The organism is Campylobacter devanensis, from assembly GCF_002139915.1.
In the GTDB taxonomy this organism is placed as follows: Bacteria; Campylobacterota; Campylobacteria; order Campylobacterales; family Campylobacteraceae; genus Campylobacter; species Campylobacter devanensis.
The window spans coordinates 1,541,349-1,561,245 of sequence record NZ_CP018788.1 but is presented as its reverse complement, the minus strand read 5'-3'; the positions used below and the strand labels follow the sequence as shown (position 1 = coordinate 1,561,245).

Below are 19,897 nucleotides of genomic sequence, written 5' to 3'. Positions count from 1 at the left end.
CTAAATTTTATAAATTTCTCAAATTTATTAAAAAATTTGCAATATTTTCTTCAAATTTATCAAAATCCCCCCCCCCATATATAAACTTTTTAATATTTGGTTCGATATAATAAAAACACACCCTAAATGGATTTAAGTTTTATAGGGAAATATTAACACAAAGGAAAAGTTATGAGCTTTAGAATAAATACTAACATCGCAGCGATGAATGCTCACGCAAACTCACAAATCACAGATAGAGAGCTTACTAGCTCACTTGGTCGCCTAAGCTCAGGTCTTAGAATTCAAACAGCAGCTGATGATGCATCAGGTCTTGTTATTGCTGATTCACTAAAAAGCCAAGCTAGCTCATTAGGTCAAGCTATATCTAATGGTAATGATGCAATTGGTATTGTTCAAACTGCAGATAAAGCTATGGATGAACAGATTAAAATACTTGATACTATTAAAACTAAAGCTATCCAAGCAGCACAAGATGGTCAAAATGCTGATTCTAGAAGAGCTCTTCAAAATGATATTAGCAGACTTCTTGAAGAACTAGATATGATAGCTACTACTACAAGCTTTAATGGCCAACAACTACTAAATGGAAATTTTTCAAACAAAAACTTCCAAATTGGTGCTTATAGCAATGAAACAGCTAAAGTAAGCATAGGTGCTACAAACTCAAATACAATTGGGCATACTAGGTTTGAGACTACAAATAATGCGATATTTTCAGTTATATCTGGAGCTTTTTCAGCAGGTTTAACTGTAAAACTTAGTGGTGTTGATGGATATCCTAGTGGTTATGTGTTCCAAAAAATAGAAGCTAGCGATCTATGGAAAGATGGTTACAAAGCCGTAGCTGATATGATGAATGGTGTATCAGATAAAACTGGTGTAAAAGTAAATGTAAATAATACTCAAATTTTTAGCGAAGCGGTAAAAGCTGGAAATGTTAAAGGCTTAGCAATTAACGGTGTAATGATAGGAAATATTAAAACCCAAGCAAACGATGCCGACAATGCTTTAACTGCAGCAATTAACGCTAAAAAAGATGAAACCGGAGTAGAAGCAAGTCTAGATAACGGTAGATTAGTTTTAGCTGCTAAAGATGGTAGAGCTATAAGAATTGGTACTTTTTCAAACAGCTATACAGCTTTAGGCGGTAGATTGTCAGGTGCTTCTGCAGGTGGTGGTAGTGCAAATGCTTCTCTTGGCACTGTGTTAATGGGTCAAATCACATTTGTTCGCCAAGATGCTAGAGATATTAAAGTGGGTTTAAATGGTATGTCAGCTATTAGTGGTATGACGGCTGCAGCTATTACCGAAGCTTCAATCGCATCGGCTACTTATAATCAAGCTTCAGTGAATTTAAAATATATGAACTCTGGTACAATTAGTGCTACAATTGCTAAAGCAATGGGATTTTTTAATGGCGGAGCCTCTAATGCAGGTCAAATGACAGACCAAGCCGGTGGCGTAAATACTTATGGTGGCGCTCAAGCTATGGTTGATGTAGCTGAAGCAGCTAGAAAAAGTCTAGACAAGCTAAGAGCTGACCTAGGTTCAGTACAAAATCAATTAGTAGCTACTATAAATAATATTACAGTTACTCAAGTAAATGTAAAATCAGCTGAATCTCAAATAAGAGATGTAGACTTTGCTAGTGAGAGTGCAAACTTCTCTAAATTTAACATACTAGCCCAAAGTGGAAGCTATGCTATGAGTCAGGCAAATGCTGTACAACAAAATATATTAAGACTACTACAGTAGCTTAAATTTAAATCTTTAATAGCTTAAATTTACTCGCAATGCTTAGTCATTGCGAGGGTTTATATACAATATATCAAGCTTTTTATATTATTAATTAAAATGGATGTATAAATTAGGGTAATTGATAAAAATTACTATGACAAATATTAAATCTAAATTATCAAAGCCTAAATCAAATTCCGCTTTGCTTAGCACAATCAATATAAATTCTATCTGTCACATATCTGACAAACTTAAACTTTATTTTAGCCTATAATTATACAATCACTTTTTAAAAGGATTTAGGATGAAAAAGTTAATATTGGCTAGCCTACTCGTATCTAGTACGCTTAGCGCTAGCATGCTATACCCTACAGATGTCAAGCCAGTATATCTAGCCCCAGACTCAAAAGATATCGCTGGTAAGCTTTTGCCAACAAATGGCATTGATGTAATCGAAGAATCAGGAGATAAGATCAAATTTAGCCTAAAGGGATTTGTAAATCCTGCTGCATCAAATGTTATATATTATAGTAATGGTGAGCGTATTATAGCATTATCATTTGCTAAAACTAAAACGCCAAAATATGAGATAATCAAAAAAGGCGAGACTGGTAAGTGGGACGAGGTTAAAGTAATAGCCTATACTACAAAAGATAACCTAGAAAAAGATCTAAAACCTATGCTAGATAGAGCTAAACAGACATATCAAGAGAGCTGTTCGATCTGTCATCATTTGCACAAAGAGAGTCAATATAACCCAAATCAATGGCCATCGCTATTTAAATCAATGCTATCACGCACGCCAATTGATAAAAAAGATGAATGGCTAATAATTCAATATCTACAAAAAGCTTCAAAAGGAGATGTAAAATGAAAACAAATAGAAGAGAATTTTTAAAATTAGGTGCTGCTTTAAGTCTTGCTCCAATGCTACCTAGCAATCTATTTGCTGGGCCAAATACACAAGTGGTTAAAAATGGTGAAATATTCACAGCAGCTCACTGGGGTATGCTAAAAGCTACAGTAAAAAATGGTAAAATTATAAGCTCTAAGCCATATCAAACTCTATCAAAAATCCCAAATCCGCTTCAAGATACAATGGCGGATTTGGTATATAAAACTAGAATAACAGCTCCAATGGTAAGAAAAAGCTACCTAGAAAACCCAGATAGTCCAAAACCAGAATTAAGAGGTATAGATGAGTGGGTAGAGGTAAAATACGAAGATGCTATTAAGCTAGTAGCAAGAGAGCTGAAAAAAACAAGAGAACAAAAAGGTATGCAAAGCATATTTGCAGGAAGTTATGGTTGGTATAGTAGTGGTAAATTACACAATCCTAGAATTTTGCTACATAGATTTATGAATTTAAGTGGCGGTTTTGTAGGAACCTTGGGTGATTATTCAACTGGAGCTAGTCAGGTTATTATGCCACATGTAGTTGGAAGTATTGAAGTTTATGAGCAACAAACTAGCTGGCCAGTAGTACTAGAACACTCAAAAGTTGTAGTTTTATGGGGTATGAATCCGATCTCAACGCTAAGAATTGCATGGAGCGCTACAGATGATCAAGGGTTTAAATATTTTGAGCAGTTAAGAGATAGCGGCAAAGAGATTATTATAATCGATCCATTATGGAGTGAAACTGGTAAATTCTTTGGCGATAAAGCCAAATGGATTGCACCAAGACCAAATACAGATACAGCTATGATGCTTGGTATGGCACATCACCTATATACTACAGGTAAATATGATAAAGAATTTATAGCTAACTATACAACTGGATTTGATAAATTCTTGCCATATCTACTAGGTAAAAGTGATAAAACTCCAAAATCAGCTAAATGGGCATCAAAAATTTGTGGCCTAAAAGAGAGTGTGATCAAAAATTTAGCTGAAACAATATATGCTAATCGTACAATGCTAATGAGTGGCTGGGCTATGCAAAGAGCTCATCACGGTGAACAACCTCACTGGATGCTCGTAACTTTAGCTTCTATGTTGGGTCAAATTGGCTTACCAGGCGGTGGGTTTGGTCTTAGCTATCATTACAGCAATGGCGGCGCTCCAACATGTGCTGGTGGTGTTTTAGGCGGTATAAATGCTGCAAGCGTAGGCATAGTAGAAAATGGAAAATATAAAGGTCTAGCTAGTCAAGCTAAAGGCGATGAATCAGCTCAAAGCTGGTTAAATGCTGGTACAGACTATGCATTTCCAGTAGCAAGAGTAGCTGAGGCTATTTTAAATCCAGGTAAAACTTTAGAGCATAATGGTACAAAAATAACATATCCAGATATTGATTTTATCTACTGGGCGGGTGGAAACCCTATAACTCAGCATCAAGATGTTAATACAAATATAAAAGCATGGCGTCGCCCAAGAACTGTTGTAGTAAATGAAATTTACTGGACTCCAACTGCCAAAATGGCTGATATCGTATTCCCAGTAACTACTCAATATGAAAGAAATGATTTGACAATGACTGGAGATTATTCAAATCAAAATATCGCTCCAATGAAGCAAGTAGTAGAAAAACAACATGGGGCAAAAGATGACTATCAAATCTTTAGCGATCTAGCTAAAGCCTATGCAGATGGCCTTGTAGAGGCATTTACAGAAGGTGGCAAAACTGAGATGGATTGGCTAGAAGAGTTTTATAATGTAGCTGCTAATGCAGTTAATGCCAATACAGCATTAGGTATTACTATGCCTAATTTTGATGAGTGGTGGAATAAAAATGAGCCAACTACATTTGCTCCAACTTTAGAGAGCGAAAGCTGGGTAAGGATGGCTGAATTTAGAGAAGATCCAATCTTAAATGCTTTAGGAACTCCATCTGGATTAATAGAAATTTATAGTGATACAATAGCGGCTATGAACTATGATGATTGTGCTGCACATCCAAAATGGTTTGAACCAGTTGAGTGGCTAGGAATGAAAAATAAACCGGCTAAATTCCATCTAATTACAGTTCATCCAACTGATAGATTGCATTCTCAGCAAAACAATACATCTTTAAGAGATAATTATGCTGTAGCAAATCGTGAACCGCTACTTATCAACACTAAAGATGCCGCTAAGCTAGGTATTAAAAATGGCGATCTAGTACGAGTATATAATGCTCGTGGTGAGGCATTAGTTGGTGCTGAGGTTAGTGATGATATTATCTCTGGTGTTGTAAGACTTAGAGAGGGTGCGTGGTATGATGGATTTGATGGTGGTCTATGTAAAAATGGATGCGCTAATACTCTAACGCTAGATATCCCAACTAGTAAATTAGCAAATGGTAATATTTCTCATACGGGTCTTGTAAATATAGAAAAATATAAAGGCACAGCCCCAGAACTCACAGCATTTAAAGCTCCAAAAGGTGCTAAAAATAGCTAATAATTTTAACCTCTTTCTTGCAAAGAGGTTAAAATTAAAATTTAATTAATCTAATAATATACTATATTTTGCAATTTTAGATTAATTAAATTTATGATAAATTTAAAAAATTTAAGTGAAAGTGTGCGATGAATATTAGCAGATTTGATCATGAGAATTATACGGATTTTGAGCTGCTTAGCAGCGAGGATTTAGCTCTATTTCGTCAGGCTAAATATTATACATCTGAGTTAATTTACGCACAAAATATTAAATTTATAATCCTAAAAAGTGGCCAAGCAAAGCTAAGCTATATAAATGGCGCAAATGAATTTATCATAAATTTTATCAATAAAGGTTCAATTGTCTTAATCGATAGCGATAGTGTTTTGGAGTTTTTAAGCGATTCTGAGGCAATGGAGTTAAATCTATGCGATGTAAAAGAGCTTTTTGAAAATGAGAAATTTAGTATGGCAATGGTAAATTCGCTAATTCGTACTACTATAATGACACGCCAGATTGTAGCTGATATAGTATTTGGTAGTTTAGAAAGCAGGATTGTAAGCTTTTTGCATAACTTAGCAGATGAACAGCATATGATGGTGCGGGATAAAAAGCTAGTTGAGATTCCATTTTCTATTGCTACGCTATCTAATCTTTTAGGAGCGCAACGCCAAAGTGTATCGACTATATTTAATAAACTTATCAAAACTGGAAAGCTTATTAAATATGGTAAAAGCAGCTATATAATAGCTTAAATTTAACTTTATCTTTAATATATTAATAATGCCAATATATTAACGTTATTAAATTTTAATATACTTAGTGACGCTAAAATAAATAAACTTTTATCTCTGGTAATGATAGCATTCTTTGTAAATTTATACTATCACGCCTTATATTTGCAAAACCCACAACGGAAAAAATTTTTAAATTTAGCTAAATCATAGAATTTAAAGCTACTCCACCAAACAAAGCCCGTGTGTAAAAGGTATATCGATATTTATTTTTCCGTTCATTAGGGATTTTATTAGCTCTGCATCGCTCTCTCTTTGTTCTAGCTGTTTTTGGCGTCTTTGCTCATCGATTTTAAGGATTATTACTACATCAGCAAAGTTTATTCTTACTGGATTTGCACAGATATAAAAAATTATTTTGACATATGGAGGTAGAAATTTTGTAAATGGTTTTAGATTATCTTTTAGATTTTGTTGGGGGGGGGTATTGCGAATTTTAGGGCGCGCAATAAATAGGTTTAAGCTCATCACATTATCATCTATGACGGCGATTTGGTACGGGGCAAAGTTACCAAAGCCTTTTTTACGAATTGTCTTGCCAAGTGTGCTTTTGCCACTACCACATAGCCCAGTTAGTGCTACTATTAGTCGTGGTTTTTCTTTTAATGTTTGAATACAAATTTGATTTAATTGCTCAAGTAGTTGCGAGCGATTTTGATATATTTTCATTAATTACCTTTTTAATTTATGTTAATTATATCTAAAATTTGATTGTAAATTAGATAAATTTAATGTTATATAGAAATTACTTAATTAACTTTACAATCTTTTAGTAATAATAACATAATGCTATAGATTATCTAAATTTAAATTTCATTCTAATATTTAAAATATTCCTTATAAAAAGGAAAAAAATAAAACAAAATTTGCAAAAATAGCGCTAAAATTTGATTTTAAAACTTATTTTGGGTATAATTCGCGTCTTTTGATGAGAAGCGTAAGCTTTGCTTGCATGCTTGAGAGATTAATAATAAGCCTCTGCAAGAGCATTATATCAAAAGGTCGCAAGTTAGCGATAAGTTATTTTTAAAGGAAAAAATATGGAAAGAATTAGGCTTAAGCTAAAAGCTTATGACCACAGAGTTCTAGACCGCACAGTTGCAGCCATTGTAGAAGCTGTCAAACGCACTGGTGCCGATGTTCGTGGGCCAGTACCTATGCCTACAAAGATTAAACGCTATACAGTGTTAAAATCTCCACATGTAAATAAAGATTCTCGTGAGCAATTTGAGATGAGAATTCACGCTCGTATGCTAGATATCGTAGCAGCTACGCCTGATACAGTTGATAGCCTAACCAAGCTTGACTTAGCTCCAGAAGTTAATGTCGAAGTTCGCGCTATGGGCAAGTAAGCATAAAAGGAAGAGATGATGGAATATATCGTAGAAAAAATAGGTATGAGCAGAACTATCTCAAACCCAAGCACTCCTGTTACATTGCTTAGACTTTTACCAGCTAAAGTATGCGAAGTAGGCGAAAATAGCAGAGCTATCGTAGCTTATGCACACACAAAAACAAATAACAAAGCCATAAAAGGTCAGCAAAAAAAATATGGTTTAAGTAGCGAATTTAACCAATTTGCGACTCTAAGCGTAGCAAATAGCGAAGCTGGGGATTTAGATACTACTCCACTAAATGAAGCAAAAGTTTTAAAAGTTAGCTTTAATACAAAAGGTAGAGGCTTCCAAGGTGTTATAAAAAGACATGGATTTTCAGGTGGTCCTGCAAGTCATGGTTCGAGATTTCACCGCAGACCAGGTTCTATAGGTAACTGCGAATGGCCAGGCCGTGTCCAACCAGGTAGAAAAATGGCCGGACACTATGGTAATGAAAAAACTACCGTTAAAAACGAAGTTGTAAGCTTTGATAGTGCTAATGGAATTTTAGTATTAAAAGGCTCAGTTCCAGGATTTAATGGTGCGATGGGTAGAGTAAGGATAGTTAAATGAGTAAAATAGCAGTTTTAAATGATAAATTTGAAAAAACAAGTGAATTAGAACTTCCAGCTAGTTACGCTGAAGTAAATTCGCACAATTTATATCTCTATGTCAAAAGCTACCTTGCTAGTATGAGAGCAAACTCAGCCCACACAAAAGGTCGCTCAGATGTAAGTGGTGGCGGTAAAAAACCTTGGCGTCAAAAAGGCCGTGGTGGTGCAAGAGCTGGTTCAACTAGAACAAATGTTTGGGTTGGCGGTGCTGTGGCATTTGGTCCTAAAAATAATAGAAATTATAATCAAAAAGTTAATAAAAAACAAAAAAGATTAGCGCTTGAATTTGCTCTAAACGAAAAAGTAGCAAATGGCAAATTTTACGCAGTAGATAGCATCGCTATCGAAAGTGGCAAAACAAAAGACGCAGCAGCTATCATCAAAAAACTAGGCGTTAGAGATGCGTTAATCATCAAAAATGAGCTTGATGCTAAGACTCTTTTGGCATTTAGAAACCTAGCAAATTGCTATGTAATTGATGCTAGTGAAGTAAATGCATATTTAGTCTCAGTCTATAGTGCGGTTATAGCAGAGAAATCAGCACTACAATCAATAGTAAAAGAGGGCTAAAAATGGCAGATATAACAGATATCAAAACTATAGTATATACAGAAAAAACTCTTGGCCTTCAAGAACAAGGTGTAGTAGTGATCCAAACTTCACCAAAAATGACTAAAAATGGCCTAAAAGAGGTATTAAGAGAGTATTTTGGTGTAACGCCACTTAGAGTAAATTCACTTAGAATAGACGGCAAAGTTAAGCGTTTTAGAGGTAGAGTTGGCGTAAGAAACGATTATAAAAAATTCTATGTCAAATTACCAGATGGCGTAAGCCTAGCAAGTCAGGAGGCATAAGATGGCAATAAGAAGTTTTAAACCTTATACCCCAAGTAGAAGATTTATGACAAGTCTTAGCAGTGAGGATATCACAGCTAAAGCTAGCGTAAGAAGCCTACTTGTTAAAATTCCTGCCGCAGCTGGTAGAAATAACAATGGTAGAATCACAAGTCGCCATAAAGAAGCAGGTGCTAAAAAATTATATCGTATAATTGACTTTAAGCGTCGTAAATTTGGAATTCCAGGCAAGGTTGAAGCTATTGAGTATGATCCAAATAGAAATTGCCGTATCGCTCTAATCTCATATGTAGATGGCGAAAAAAGATATATTATCCGCCCTAGTGGCTTAAATGTAGGCGATGTTATCAGTGCAGCCGAAGCCGGTCTTGATATAAAACCAGGTAACGCTATGAAGTTAAAAAGCATTCCAGTTGGTACAATCGTCCATAATATCGAGCTAAAACCGGGCAAAGGTGCCCAAATGGCAAGAAGTGCGGGTGGATATGCTCAACTTATGGGTAAAGAAGAAAAATATGTAATCCTAAGACTTCCAAGCGGTGAAATGAGACAAGTACTAGCTGAATGTATGGCTACAGTTGGCGTAGTTGGTAATGAAGATTGGGCAAATGTAACTATAGGTAAAGCAGGTCGCAATCGCTATAGAGGTATCCGCCCACAAACTAGAGGTAGTGCGATGAACCCAGTAGATCACCCACACGGCGGTGGTGAAGGTAAGAAAAATTCGGGTCGCCACCCAGTTACTCCATGGGGCAAACCAACTAAAGGTGCTAAAACTCGCCGTAAAAAAGCTAGTGATAGACTTATAATTTCTAGAAGAAAGGGTAAATAACGATGGCTAGATCGCTAAAAAAAGGTCCTTTTGTAGATGACCATGTAATGAAAAAAGTCATCGCTGCAAAAGCTGCTAATGATAATAAACCAATCAAAACTTGGTCAAGAAGAAGTACAATTACACCTGAAATGATAGGTTTGACATTTAATGTGCATAATGGCAAAAGCTTTATCCCTGTATATATAACAGAAAATCATATAGGTTACAAGCTAGGCGAATTCGCTCCAACAAGAACATTTAAGGGTCACAAAGGCTCTGTTCAGAAAAAAATAGGTAAATAAGGGGAAGTTATGAGTAGAGCGATTATTAAATTCATCAGACTATCTCCAACAAAAGCTAGATTAATAGCTGATGAAGTTCAAGGCATGAATGCTGAATTAGCATTAGCTAGCCTTAGCTTTATGCCAAATCGTGGCGCAAAATATATCGCAAATGCTATCAGCTCGGCTGTAGCTAATGGCGGATTTGAGCCTGAAGAGGTAGTTGTGAAAAGTTGTAGAGTAGATGCAGGTCCTGTCTTAAAAAGATTCCGCCCAAGAGCAAGAGGAAGCGCAAGTAGAATTCGCAAACCTACTAGCCATATCTTAGTAGAAGTAGCTAGACCAGCAAAAACAGAGAAGGAAGCATAAAATGGGACAAAAAGTTAATCCAATAGGTCTTAGACTAGGTATAAACAGAAACTGGGAGTCTAGATGGTTTCCATCAAAAGCAACTCTTCCAGAAAACATAGGCGAAGACTATAAAATAAGAAAATTCCTAAAAGCTAAGCTATATTACGCTGGTGTTAGCCAAATTTTAGTTGAAAGAACAGCTAAAAAACTAAGAGTTACAGTAGTTGCGGCTCGTCCTGGTATCATCATCGGCAAAAAAGGTGGCGAAGTAGAAAATTTAAGACTAGAAGTTGCTAAATTAGTCAATAAAGATGTAGCTATCAATATCAAAGAAGAGCGTAAAGCAGGAAGCTCAGCTCAATTAGCAGCTGAAAATGTAGCGATGCAACTTGAGCGTCGTGTGGCATTCCGCCGTGCTATGAAAAAAGTAATCCAAGGTGCTCAAAAAGCTGGTGCCAAAGGTATTAAAGTAAGCGTAGCAGGTCGCTTAGGCGGTGCTGAAATGGCTAGAACAGAGTGGTATCTTGAAGGTCGTGTGCCTTTGCATACTTTAAGAGCTAGAATAGACTATGGTTTTGCTGAAGCTCACACAACTTATGGCAATATAGGTGTCAAAGTATGGATATTTAAAGGTGAAGTACTTCAAAAAGGTATCCAAGAGCAAAAGAGCGAAGAGACAGCTCCTAAAAAAGCAAAACGCGCTAGAAGGGGTAAATAATGTTATTACCAAAAAGAACGAAATATCGTAAAATGATGAAAGGCCGCAATCGTGGCTACGCAACTCGTGGTACAGCTCTAGCACTTGGCGAATTTGGATTAAAGGCTGTAGAAGCTGGTAGAATCAACTCTCGTCAAATAGAATCTGCTCGTCAAGCATATACTCGTCATGTTAAAAGACAGGCTAAAACTTGGATTAGAGTATTTCCAGATAAACCAATAACCAAAAAACCATTAGAAACTCGTATGGGTAAAGGTAAAGGTGGTGTTGAAGAGTGGGTTATGAATATTAAACCAGGTAGAATAATATTTGAAATGGCTGGAGTATCTGAAGAGCTTGCTAGAGAGGCTCTGACATTAGCTATGCACAAACTACCATTTAAAACTAAGTTTGTAACAAGAGAGAGCGAAAATGAAATATACTGATATAAGTGGAAAAAATTTAAGCGAACTTAACGCTTTGTTAAAAGAGAAAAAGGTGCTTTTATTTACACTTAGACAAAAGCTAAAAACTATGCAGCTAACTAACCCAAATGAGATCCGTGAAGCTAAAAAAGATATCGCTAGGATCAATACTGCAATTAGTGCTGCGAAGTAAGGGGTAAATGATGGCAGTAGAAATGAAAAGAGAAATTCAAGGTGTCGTAGTAGCGATAGCTGGGAATAAAACTGCAACTATATTAGTTGAAAGAAGAGTTATGCACCCAAGATATCATAAATTCGTAAAACGCTTTAAAAAGTATCTAGTTCATGATGAGAAAAATGAGCTAAAAGTGGGAGATACTATATCAGCTGTTGAGTGCAGACCGCTAAGCGCTAGAAAAAAATTCCGCTTACAATCAGTTTTGAAAACAGGAGTTGAATAATGATACAAAGTTTTACAAGACTAGCAGTAGCAGATAATAGTGGCGCAAAAGAGTTAATGTGTATAAAAGTTTTAGGTGGTAGCAAAAGACGATATGCAAGCCTAGGTGATGTTATCGTTTGCTCAGTTAAGAAAGCTCTACCAAATGGCAAAATTAAAAAAGGTCAAGTGGTAAAAGCAGTAGTAGTAAGGACTAAAAAAGAGGTTCAAAGAGATAATGGATCTTTAATTAGATTTGATGAAAATGCTGCTGTTATACTTGATAACAAAAGAGAGCCAGTAGGTACTCGTATATTTGGCCCAGTGGGTAGAGAAGTAAGATATGCGAATTTTATGAAAATCGTATCTCTTGCACCGGAGGTTCTATAATGGCAGTAAAATATAAAATCAAAAAAGGCGATGAAGTAAAAGTAATCGCAGGTGATGATAAAGGCAAAGTTGCTAAAGTTTTAGCAGTGCTTCCTAAAAAAGGTCAAGTGATAGTAGAGGGTGTAAAAGTTGCTAAAAAAGCTGTAAAACCAAGCGAGAAAAATCCAAATGGTGGCTTTATAAGCAAAGAGATGCCTATTGATATTTCAAATGTAAGCAAAGTTGAGGGCTAAGTATGAGATTAAAAACTAAATACGCAGAGAGTATTAAACCGGCTTTGGTTAAAGAATTTGATATCAAAAATCCTATGCTTATTCCAGCGATTGAAAAAATTGTGATTAGCGTCGGAGCTGGCGAGGGTGCTAAGGATCAAAAATTGCTTCAAAATATGGCTGATACAATATCTTTAATAGCCGGTCAAAAAGCAGTTGTTACAAATGCTAAAAAATCAGTTGCTGGCTTTAAAGTAAGAGAAGGCTTCCCAGTGGGTATAAAAGTAACTCTAAGAAAAGAGCAAATGTATGCATTCTTAGATAAACTAATTAGCATCGCACTTCCTAGGGTAAAAGACTTCCGTGGTTTGCCTAGAGATGGATTTGATGGTCGTGGTAATTATAACTTTGGTTTAAATGAACAACTAATGTTTCCAGAAGTTGTATTTGATCAAATTCTAAGAACACATGGTATGAATATAACTATAGTTACAACAACTAACGATGACAAACAAGCGTTCAAGCTACTTGAACTCTTTGGCATTCCATTTGCAAAAGGAAAGTAATATGGCAAAAAAATCAATGATAGCAAAAGCAGCACGCAAACCTAAATTTAGCGTGCGTGGATACACTAGATGTCAAATTTGTGGTCGCCCACACTCTGTTTATAAAGATTTTGGAATTTGCCGTGTGTGCCTAAGAAAAATGGCTAACGAAGGACTAATACCAGGTCTTAAAAAAGCAAGTTGGTAAGGGAAGCAAGATGATAAATGATTTAATTTCAGATGGATTAACACGCATTAGAAATGCGGCTATGAGAAGATTAGAGACTACTCAACTTCTACACTCAAATGTTGTTGAGGCGACTTTAAAAATTCTAGCACAAAAAGGTTATATTGAAAGCTACAATGTTATTGAAGAGAATAATAAAAAATTCATTAATGTAGTTTTAAAATATGACGAGCGTGGTAGAAGTGTTATCAATGAGCTAAAAAGAGTTTCAAAACCAGGCCGTAGAGTTTATCAAGGCAAAGACGAGATTAAAAGATTTAAAAATGGTTATGGGACAATTATCGTTAGCACAAGCAAAGGTGTTTTAAGCAATGATGAAGCACATAAAGCTGGTGTTGGCGGTGAGGTGCTTTGTACAGTTTGGTAAGAGTGGAATTAGCCTTTTTAAATTTGAAAGGCTAATCTTTTTATGGTATTGGGTATCCATTCGCATAGCGTAGAAATACCCTAGACAAGTAAAAAGGAAAAATATGTCAAGAATTGGAAAACAGCCAATATCTATCCCAAGCGGTTTAGATGTTAGTTTAAATGGTGCAGTTTTAGTGTTTAAAAAGGGCAACGCTACTAAAGAACTAGACACTAAAGGTAATGTCAATGTAGAAGTTAAAGATGGTCTTATCACTTTTGCTAGCAAGGGCGATGATAGACAAAGCAGAGCCTACTGGGGTACATATCGTGCTTTGGCTAATAATATAGTAATTGGCTTAACTGCTGGATTTACTAGACAGTTAGAGATCAATGGTGTTGGTTATAAAGCTGCGGCAAAAGGTAAAGTATTAGAGTTAGCATTAGGCTTTTCTCACCCTATTAATTATGAGCTTCCTGAAGGTGTAGAAGTAAGTGTTGAGAAAAACATTATTACAATTAAAGGTAGCGATAAACAAGTAGTAGGCCAAGTAGCAGCTGAAGTAAGAGGCTTTAGACCACCAGAACCTTACAAAGGCAAAGGTGTCAAATATGTTGAAGAGCGCATAATCCGCAAAGCCGGTAAAACATCTAAGAAATAAGGGTAAGCAATGGTAGCAAATGTATTAAAAAGAAAATTATCTCTAAGAATTAAGAGAAAAAGAAGAATAAGAGCTAAAATTAGCGGTACTGCGTCTTGCCCTAGAATTTCTATATTCAAATCTAATAGAACTCTATATGTCCAAGCGATAGAAGATATCAATGCTACTACGCTTTGTGCTAGTGATGGTAGAAAACTAGGCATAAAAGCAAATAAAGCCGGTGCAGCAGTGCTAGCTAAAGATATTGCTGCAAAACTAGAAAAAGCTGGAATTAAAGAAGCGGTATTTGATAGAAATGGCTATCTTTATCATGGTGTAGTTGCAGCATTTGCTGAAGCTCTAAGAGAAAATGGCATTAAGCTATAACGCAAGGATTGTTGATGGAAAAGTATAATAGAGAAGAATTTGAAGAAGTAATCGTCGATATCGGTCGTGTTACTAAGGTTGTAAAAGGCGGTAGAAGATTTAGATTTACAGCTCTTGTTGTTGTAGGTGATAAAAAAGGTCGTGTTGGATTTGGATTTGGTAAAGCCAAAGAGGTGCCAGATGCGATGAGAAAAGCTACTGATGATGCGTTTAAAAACATTGTAGAAGTCAAATTAAAAGGCAATACAATTCCTCACGATATCGAAGTTAAATACAACGCAAGTAGAATTCTACTAAAACCAGCTAGCGAAGGTACCGGAGTTATCGCTGGTGGTGGTGCTCGTCCAGTTGTAGAGTTGGCAGGTATCAAAAATATACTTACTAAATCTCTTGGTTCAAACAACTCTGCAAATGTCGTTCGTGCTACAATTAAAGCATTAAGCATGCTAAAAGGTTAAGGAGAGAGCATGGGACTAGAAAATTTACAAAAAGCTGCTGGCTCAACTCACAACACTAAAAGAATCGGTCGTGGTCAAGGTAGTGGCTGGGGTAAAACGGCTACAAAAGGTGGCAAAGGTCAAACAGCTAGAAAAGGTTATAACGAAAAAAGAGGCTTTGAAGGTGGCCAACAACCACTTCAAAGAAGACTACCAAAAGTAGGCTTTACTTCTAAATTTGAAAAACCATATGCGATTAGCGTTGATAGAAATCCTGCTATTAAAGAGTTAAGCGAAATTACGCTAGATACTCTTAAAACAGTACATAAATTCTCAAACAGCATTAAAAAAGTTAAGCTCATTGGTGCTGGTGCTAAAGATTTAGCAAGTAAAATAAAAGATGAGAATATAAAGGCAACTGGAAATAGCTAATGAACAGAGCATTAATCAACAAGATATTAATTACGCTTGGATTTTTGTTTGCTTATAGGGTGCTGGCTTATGTGCCAGTACCTGGTGTAAATATTGATGTTATTAGGGAATTTTTTACTTCAAATAGCTCAAATGCGCTTGGTATGTTTAATATGTTTAGCGGCGGTGCTGCTGAGCGTCTAAGCATTATTTCGCTAGGCATTATGCCTTATATTACAGCTTCAATTATTATGGAGCTTTTAGCTGCTACATTTCCAAATTTAGGCAAGATGAAAAAAGAGCGTGATGGTATGCAAAAATATATGCAAATTATCCGCTATGCTACTATAGTAATTACCGTGATACAAGCTATAGGCGTAAGTATTGGATTACAAAGTCTAACTGGCAAAGATGGATCTAGTGCGATAATGATAGATACGAATTTATTTATCGGAATTAGCTGTGTATCTATGCTAACTGGCACGATGCTGCTTATGTGGATAGGTGAGCAGATTACTCAAAGAGGTATTGGTAATGGTATCAGTCTTATAATCTTTGCTGGTATCGTAAGCGGTATTCCAAGTGCTATTGGCGGAACAATTGATCTAGTCAATACCGGCGAGTTAAATTTCTTAGTAGTTATAGCAATTGCTTTGATTATCCTAGCTACTGTTGGTGTGGTAATATATGTAGAGATGGGCGAAAGAAGGGTGCCGATTTCATATTCTCGTAAAACTGTTATGCAAAATCAAAATAAGAGAATAATGAATTACATCCCTATTAAAGTAAATTTAAGTGGTGTTATTCCACCGATTTTTGCTAGTGCTATTTTGATGTTCCCAGGGACAATTTTACAAGCAAGTACAAATGAGTTTATATTAGCTATCAATGATTTTTTAAATCCAAATAGCTATTTTTTCAATATTTTAACATTTTTGTTTATTCTATTTTTTGCATATTTTTATGCTTCAATCACATTTAACGCAAAAGACATAAGCGAAAATTTAAAAAGACAAGGTGGATTTATTCCTGGTGTTAGACCTGGCGAAAGCACCGCTAACTTCTTAAATGAAGTAGCTAGCAGACTTACCTTAACTGGTTCTATATATCTTGGTCTTATCTCTACTTTGCCTTGGGTTTTGGTTAAATTTATGGGAGTTCCTTTCTATTTTGGTGGTACATCTGTATTGATTGTAGTTCAAGTAGCGCTTGATACTATGAGAAAGATAGAAGCTCAAGTCTATATGAGTAAATATCAAACTCTAAGTGCGGTTGGGTTATAAAATGGCTATAGGTATAAAAACTCCAAAAGAGATAGAGAGTATGCGTGCGGCTAATAAGATAGTCGCAGCTACTCTAGATCATCTCCATACTATTATTAAGCCTGGAATTTCGCTACTTGAAATTGACAAAATTTGCGAAGATATGATAGTTTCTGCTGGGGCTAAACCCGCTTTTAAAGGACTTTACGGCTTTCCAAATACAGCTTGTATCAGCGTAAATGAGGTTGTAATTCATGGAATTCCAAATGGCTATATTTTACAAGATGGCGATATAGTTTCAGTTGATATTGGTTCAAATTTAAATGGATTTTTTGGTGATAGTGCTAGGACATATCCAGTAGGCAATATCTCAAAAAGTGATGAAGATTTGATAGCTTGTAGCAAAGATGCTTTGTATTATGCTATTGATGAGATTAGGGTCGGTATGCATTTTAAAGAGTTATGCTATAAGTTGGAGCAATTTATACTATCTCGTGGGTATGTGCCTTTGAAGGGATTTTGCGGTCATGGTATAGGTCGCAAACCACATGAAGAGCCTGAAATTCCAAATTATTTAGAAGGGACAACCCCAAAAGCTGGGCCAAAGATTAGAAATGGTATGGTCTTTTGTATCGAGCCGATGATTTGTCAAAAAGATGGCACCCCAAAAATTGCCGCAGACAAATGGACTGTTACTAGCGTAGATGGTATGCGAACTAGCCATTATGAGCACTGCGTGGCTGTGATAAATGGCAAGGCTGAAATTTTAAGTAGCGTTAGCTAAAGGTTGCTTTGAGTTTAAAGAAATTTAAATTCAATTTAATTTTCTTTAAATTTGTAATAGCTGATAATAACGAAAGGAATAAATTTGGCAAAAGATGATGTTATAGAGATTGATGGTAATGTGGTTGAAGCCCTACCAAATGCCACTTTCAAAGTAGAATTAGATAATAAGCATGTGATTTTATGCCACATTGCAGGCAAGATGAGAATGCACTATATCAAAATAATGCCAGGTGATAGGGTTAAAGTGGAGCTTACGCCATATAGTCTAGATAAAGGCAGAATCACATATCGTTATAAATAATCTATGATAGAGATTTTAAAAGATAAGCTTAAAAGATTTGGTGTATCTTCGCAAGATTTAGATGAGATAGAAGAATCTTTACAAATTAAAAAATTTAGCGATGGTAGCCCCCTTACAAAGAGCCATTATGGACTACTGATGATAGGCTCTGGGTCTCTTAGAGTTTATACTATTTTTGGCTCTCAAGAACAGACAATTCTCACCCTTGAAAAGGGTGATGAATGGGTAATATGTCAAATTTGTACTCAAAAATCACTTCAATTAGAATTAAATCTTCAAGCTCTTGGCGATTTAGAAATTATCGCAATCCCAGATAATATTTTTAGAAATTTAAGGGAGAAATATCCCAAGCTTAGTGAGTATATTTTGACTATTTTTGCCAAGCAATTTGCTAAGAGTATAGAGGTAGCTTCAAAAAGCAAAACTATACCATTTCGTGATAGGTTGATTGAATTTGTCAATAAAAATGCTATAAATAACAGCATAAAAATCACTCATCAGCAAATAGCAAATCATCTAGGCGTAACAAGAGAGAGCGTATCTAAAAATCTCAAACAGCTAGAAAAAAATGGATTTTTAACCCTATCAAGAGGTGAAATTTGTTTAGTTGTGTGAAGCGATTACATACAAAAATATAAAAATTCTATAAAATCCAAATTTAATTTATTTTAAAGGATTTTTATGGATTTAGAGATGTTTTGTCATCAATGTGAAATGAGTGCTAATGATGGATGTGGCTCTAAAGGACAAAGTATCGGAACTTGTGGTAAAGACGCTACACTAGCAAGACTACAAGATATGATGATATTTGCCCTAAAGGGTCTAAGCGCATATCGCCACCACGCAAATGAATTAGGGGCTAATACAAAAAATGTAGATGATGTAATGGCTCAAACCCTGTATTTTACACTTACAAATATGAATTTTAACTTTGATCAGCATATTGAACAATTGCTAAAAGTAGGCAAAGCCGGAGTAGAAGTTATGGATATTCTAAGCAATGCTCATACAAGCAAATTTGGTATCCCGACCCCTGTAAAAATCACTCAAAACAGAGCAGAAGGCAAAGCTATTTTAGTAAGCGGGCATAATCTTCATGCGCTAAAAGAGCTATTAGAACAGACCAAAGACAAAGGGATCAATATCTATACTCACTCTGAAATGCTTCCAGCTCATGGCTATCCAGAGCTTAAAAAGTATCCTCATTTAAAAGGGAATTTAGGCAAAGCTTGGTTTGATCAAACTGATCTTTTTAATAAATTTAACGGGGCTATTTTGATGACTACAAATTGTATTGTCCCACTTCGTAAAAGTGCCAAGTATAGTGATAGATTGTTTGGATATGATATTGCTAGCACTAAAGGCATAGCTCATATTATTGGCGACGACTTTACTCCATTAATTAATAAGGCTTTAGAGCTTGATGATGTAAGCGGCTTTGATAGCGATGAAGTAATCAGCACAGGTCATCACTATAAGGCTGTTTTGCCTATGGCTGGTGAGATTTTAGAGGCAATTAAAAGTGGTAAAATTCGTAGATTTTTTGTTATAGCAGGATGTGATGCGCCGGGCAAGGGTAGAGAGTATTATAGAGAGCTAGCTCTTAGTGTGCCAAAGGATTGTGTGATTTTGACTTCAAGTTGTGGTAAATTTAGATTTAATGATATAGATTTTGGCTTAATTGAAGGGACAAATATCCCAAGATATTTAGATTTGGGTCAGTGTAATGATAGCAATGGCGGAGTAAAAATAGCTATGGCTTTAAGCGAAGCTACAGGGATAGCTATCAATGACTTGCCGCTTTCAATAGTGTTAATGTGGATGGAACAAAAAGCTATAATAATATTAGTAGCACTCTTATATTTAGGTGTAAAAAATATCCATATAGGGCCTAGCTTGCCAAAATTTTTAAATAGTGAGATATTAAATTTCTTAGTAGAAAAATATAATCTATCACTAATCAGCGAAGATCCAAAAGCGGATTTAGAGAAATTTTTAAACTCTTAAGTTTTTTAACAGAGCTACGGCTCTGTTAAGCGTAATCCCATTTTGATTTAAATTCAAATTTATAAATTTTAAAGCCAATTTTAGATACAATTTTGCGCTTTGCATCCAAACTGGATAAAGAAGTGTTTTCAAAGCGTGCCACTTGTTTTGAAAATAGTTGGTTTAGGCGTGTTCT

General features: G+C 35.6%; 29 protein-coding genes and 1 pseudogene. 29 read left to right on the top strand and 1 reads right to left on the bottom strand.

Translation table 11 applies throughout. From position 1 onward, the window contains the following. Positions 1 to 171 precede the first annotated feature (171 nt). The 4 genes from CIGN_RS07905 (at position 172) to CIGN_RS07890 (ending at position 5,861) form a co-directional block, all read left to right on the top strand. Positions 172 to 1,758 (top strand): flagellin B, encoded by a 1,587-nt coding sequence (locus CIGN_RS07905; RefSeq protein ID WP_086302053.1) that lies wholly within the window; start codon positions 172 to 174, stop codon positions 1,756 to 1,758. A gap of 286 nt (positions 1,759 to 2,044) precedes the next feature. Then, complete coding sequence (locus CIGN_RS07900; RefSeq protein WP_086225382.1) at positions 2,045 to 2,614, top strand: cytochrome C; 570 nt, start codon at positions 2,045 to 2,047, stop codon at positions 2,612 to 2,614. Next, positions 2,611 to 5,124 (top strand): molybdopterin guanine dinucleotide-containing S/N-oxide reductase, encoded by a 2,514-nt coding sequence (locus tag CIGN_RS07895; RefSeq protein ID WP_086303134.1) that lies wholly within the window; start codon positions 2,611 to 2,613, stop codon positions 5,122 to 5,124. The genes CIGN_RS07900 and CIGN_RS07895 overlap by 4 nt, the downstream gene beginning before the upstream one ends. 128 nt (positions 5,125 to 5,252) lie before the next feature. Then, positions 5,253 to 5,861 carry a Crp/Fnr family transcriptional regulator gene (locus CIGN_RS07890; RefSeq protein WP_086303131.1) on the top strand — a complete coding sequence of 203 codons (609 nt, stop codon included), beginning with the start codon at positions 5,253 to 5,255 and terminating at the stop codon, positions 5,859 to 5,861. A gap of 201 nt (positions 5,862 to 6,062) precedes the next feature. Here CIGN_RS07890 and CIGN_RS08130 read toward each other — a convergent pair whose 3' ends face one another. Continuing rightward, on the bottom strand, positions 6,063 to 6,569 hold the full coding sequence (locus CIGN_RS08130) for an AAA family ATPase (RefSeq protein ID WP_115633455.1): 507 nt from the start codon (positions 6,567 to 6,569) through the stop codon (positions 6,063 to 6,065). A 371-nt stretch (positions 6,570 to 6,940) separates the two neighbouring features. On the opposite strand from CIGN_RS08130, the gene rpsJ reads away from it, so the two are divergent. The 25 genes and pseudogenes from rpsJ (at position 6,941) to hcp (ending at position 19,722) form a co-directional block, all read left to right on the top strand. Next, complete coding sequence (gene rpsJ / locus CIGN_RS07880) at positions 6,941 to 7,252, top strand: 30S ribosomal protein S10 (protein WP_002847957.1); 312 nt, start codon at positions 6,941 to 6,943, stop codon at positions 7,250 to 7,252. 18 nt (positions 7,253 to 7,270) lie between these two features. Beyond that, complete coding sequence (rplC, locus tag CIGN_RS07875; protein ID WP_086303129.1) at positions 7,271 to 7,849, top strand: 50S ribosomal protein L3; 579 nt, start codon at positions 7,271 to 7,273, stop codon at positions 7,847 to 7,849. Further along, complete coding sequence (rplD, locus tag CIGN_RS07870) at positions 7,846 to 8,460, top strand: 50S ribosomal protein L4 (RefSeq protein WP_063997497.1); 615 nt, start codon at positions 7,846 to 7,848, stop codon at positions 8,458 to 8,460. Before rplC ends, rplD begins: the two co-directional genes overlap by 4 nt. Before the next feature lie 2 nt (positions 8,461 to 8,462). Next, on the top strand, positions 8,463 to 8,744 hold the full coding sequence (locus CIGN_RS07865) for a 50S ribosomal protein L23 (RefSeq protein WP_086225386.1): 282 nt from the start codon (positions 8,463 to 8,465) through the stop codon (positions 8,742 to 8,744). Between the two features lies 1 nt (position 8,745). After that, positions 8,746 to 9,576: a 50S ribosomal protein L2 gene (gene rplB / locus CIGN_RS07860; RefSeq protein WP_086226585.1), complete on the top strand. Its 831-nt coding sequence runs from the start codon at positions 8,746 to 8,748 to the stop codon at positions 9,574 to 9,576. A gap of 2 nt (positions 9,577 to 9,578) precedes the next feature. Then, complete coding sequence (gene rpsS / locus CIGN_RS07855) at positions 9,579 to 9,860, top strand: 30S ribosomal protein S19 (protein WP_086225388.1); 282 nt, start codon at positions 9,579 to 9,581, stop codon at positions 9,858 to 9,860. A gap of 9 nt (positions 9,861 to 9,869) precedes the next feature. After that, positions 9,870 to 10,202 (top strand): annotated as a pseudogene (gene rplV / locus CIGN_RS07850) (50S ribosomal protein L22); the annotation flags it as partial. A 7-nt stretch (positions 10,203 to 10,209) separates the two neighbouring features. Continuing rightward, on the top strand, positions 10,210 to 10,908 hold the full coding sequence (gene rpsC / locus CIGN_RS07845) for a 30S ribosomal protein S3 (protein ID WP_086241536.1): 699 nt from the start codon (positions 10,210 to 10,212) through the stop codon (positions 10,906 to 10,908). Continuing rightward, positions 10,908 to 11,333, top strand: a complete 426-nt coding sequence (gene rplP, locus CIGN_RS07840; protein WP_086225391.1) for a 50S ribosomal protein L16 — start codon at positions 10,908 to 10,910, stop codon at positions 11,331 to 11,333. Before rpsC ends, rplP begins: the two co-directional genes overlap by 1 nt. Next, positions 11,320 to 11,505, top strand: coding sequence for a 50S ribosomal protein L29 (gene rpmC / locus CIGN_RS07835; protein ID WP_086225392.1), 186 nt, complete (start codon positions 11,320 to 11,322; stop codon positions 11,503 to 11,505). The genes rplP and rpmC overlap by 14 nt, the downstream gene beginning before the upstream one ends. A 22-nt stretch (positions 11,506 to 11,527) precedes the next feature. Continuing rightward, entirely contained in the window at positions 11,528 to 11,773 is a 246-nt protein-coding gene (gene rpsQ, locus CIGN_RS07830; RefSeq protein WP_407712977.1) for a 30S ribosomal protein S17, read from the top strand. Beyond that, positions 11,773 to 12,141, top strand: a complete 369-nt coding sequence (rplN, locus tag CIGN_RS07825) for a 50S ribosomal protein L14 (RefSeq protein ID WP_086225394.1) — start codon at positions 11,773 to 11,775, stop codon at positions 12,139 to 12,141. Before rpsQ ends, rplN begins: the two co-directional genes overlap by 1 nt. Continuing rightward, on the top strand, positions 12,141 to 12,374 hold the full coding sequence (gene rplX / locus CIGN_RS07820; RefSeq protein WP_086225395.1) for a 50S ribosomal protein L24: 234 nt from the start codon (positions 12,141 to 12,143) through the stop codon (positions 12,372 to 12,374). The genes rplN and rplX overlap by 1 nt, the downstream gene beginning before the upstream one ends. Positions 12,375 to 12,376: 2 nt before the next feature. Beyond that, positions 12,377 to 12,919: a 50S ribosomal protein L5 gene (rplE, locus tag CIGN_RS07815; RefSeq protein WP_086225396.1), complete on the top strand. Its 543-nt coding sequence runs from the start codon at positions 12,377 to 12,379 to the stop codon at positions 12,917 to 12,919. Between the two features lies 1 nt (position 12,920). Continuing rightward, complete coding sequence (locus CIGN_RS07810; RefSeq protein WP_038452543.1) at positions 12,921 to 13,106, top strand: type Z 30S ribosomal protein S14; 186 nt, start codon at positions 12,921 to 12,923, stop codon at positions 13,104 to 13,106. A 10-nt stretch (positions 13,107 to 13,116) separates the two neighbouring features. Next, positions 13,117 to 13,512 carry a 30S ribosomal protein S8 gene (gene rpsH / locus CIGN_RS07805; protein ID WP_086225397.1) on the top strand — a complete coding sequence of 132 codons (396 nt, stop codon included), beginning with the start codon at positions 13,117 to 13,119 and terminating at the stop codon, positions 13,510 to 13,512. A gap of 103 nt (positions 13,513 to 13,615) precedes the next feature. Continuing rightward, positions 13,616 to 14,152 carry a 50S ribosomal protein L6 gene (rplF, locus tag CIGN_RS07800; protein ID WP_086226581.1) on the top strand — a complete coding sequence of 179 codons (537 nt, stop codon included), beginning with the start codon at positions 13,616 to 13,618 and terminating at the stop codon, positions 14,150 to 14,152. 9 nt (positions 14,153 to 14,161) lie between these two features. After that, positions 14,162 to 14,518 carry a 50S ribosomal protein L18 gene (gene rplR / locus CIGN_RS07795; RefSeq protein WP_086225399.1) on the top strand — a complete coding sequence of 119 codons (357 nt, stop codon included), beginning with the start codon at positions 14,162 to 14,164 and terminating at the stop codon, positions 14,516 to 14,518. Between the two features lie 14 nt (positions 14,519 to 14,532). Further along, positions 14,533 to 14,976: a 30S ribosomal protein S5 gene (gene rpsE / locus CIGN_RS07790; RefSeq protein WP_086225400.1), complete on the top strand. Its 444-nt coding sequence runs from the start codon at positions 14,533 to 14,535 to the stop codon at positions 14,974 to 14,976. Positions 14,977 to 14,985: 9 nt separating this feature from the next. Beyond that, positions 14,986 to 15,387, top strand: coding sequence for a 50S ribosomal protein L15 (gene rplO, locus CIGN_RS07785; RefSeq protein ID WP_086303127.1), 402 nt, complete (start codon positions 14,986 to 14,988; stop codon positions 15,385 to 15,387). Further along, positions 15,387 to 16,649, top strand: a complete 1,263-nt coding sequence (secY, locus tag CIGN_RS07780; protein ID WP_086251247.1) for a preprotein translocase subunit SecY — start codon at positions 15,387 to 15,389, stop codon at positions 16,647 to 16,649. Before rplO ends, secY begins: the two co-directional genes overlap by 1 nt. Before the next feature lies 1 nt (position 16,650). After that, on the top strand, positions 16,651 to 17,412 hold the full coding sequence (gene map / locus CIGN_RS07775; protein ID WP_086225403.1) for a type I methionyl aminopeptidase: 762 nt from the start codon (positions 16,651 to 16,653) through the stop codon (positions 17,410 to 17,412). 84 nt (positions 17,413 to 17,496) lie between these two features. Continuing rightward, the gene (gene infA / locus CIGN_RS07770) at positions 17,497 to 17,715 is read left to right on the top strand and encodes a translation initiation factor IF-1 (protein WP_009649712.1); all 219 of its coding nucleotides are present in this window, start codon (positions 17,497 to 17,499) and stop codon (positions 17,713 to 17,715) included. Positions 17,716 to 17,718: 3 nt separating this feature from the next. Further along, entirely contained in the window at positions 17,719 to 18,330 is a 612-nt protein-coding gene (locus CIGN_RS07765; RefSeq protein ID WP_086303125.1) for a Crp/Fnr family transcriptional regulator, read from the top strand. A 66-nt stretch (positions 18,331 to 18,396) separates the two neighbouring features. Continuing rightward, positions 18,397 to 19,722, top strand: a complete 1,326-nt coding sequence (hcp, locus tag CIGN_RS07760; protein ID WP_086303123.1) for a hydroxylamine reductase — start codon at positions 18,397 to 18,399, stop codon at positions 19,720 to 19,722. The last annotated feature ends 175 nt before the right edge of the window (positions 19,723 to 19,897 follow it).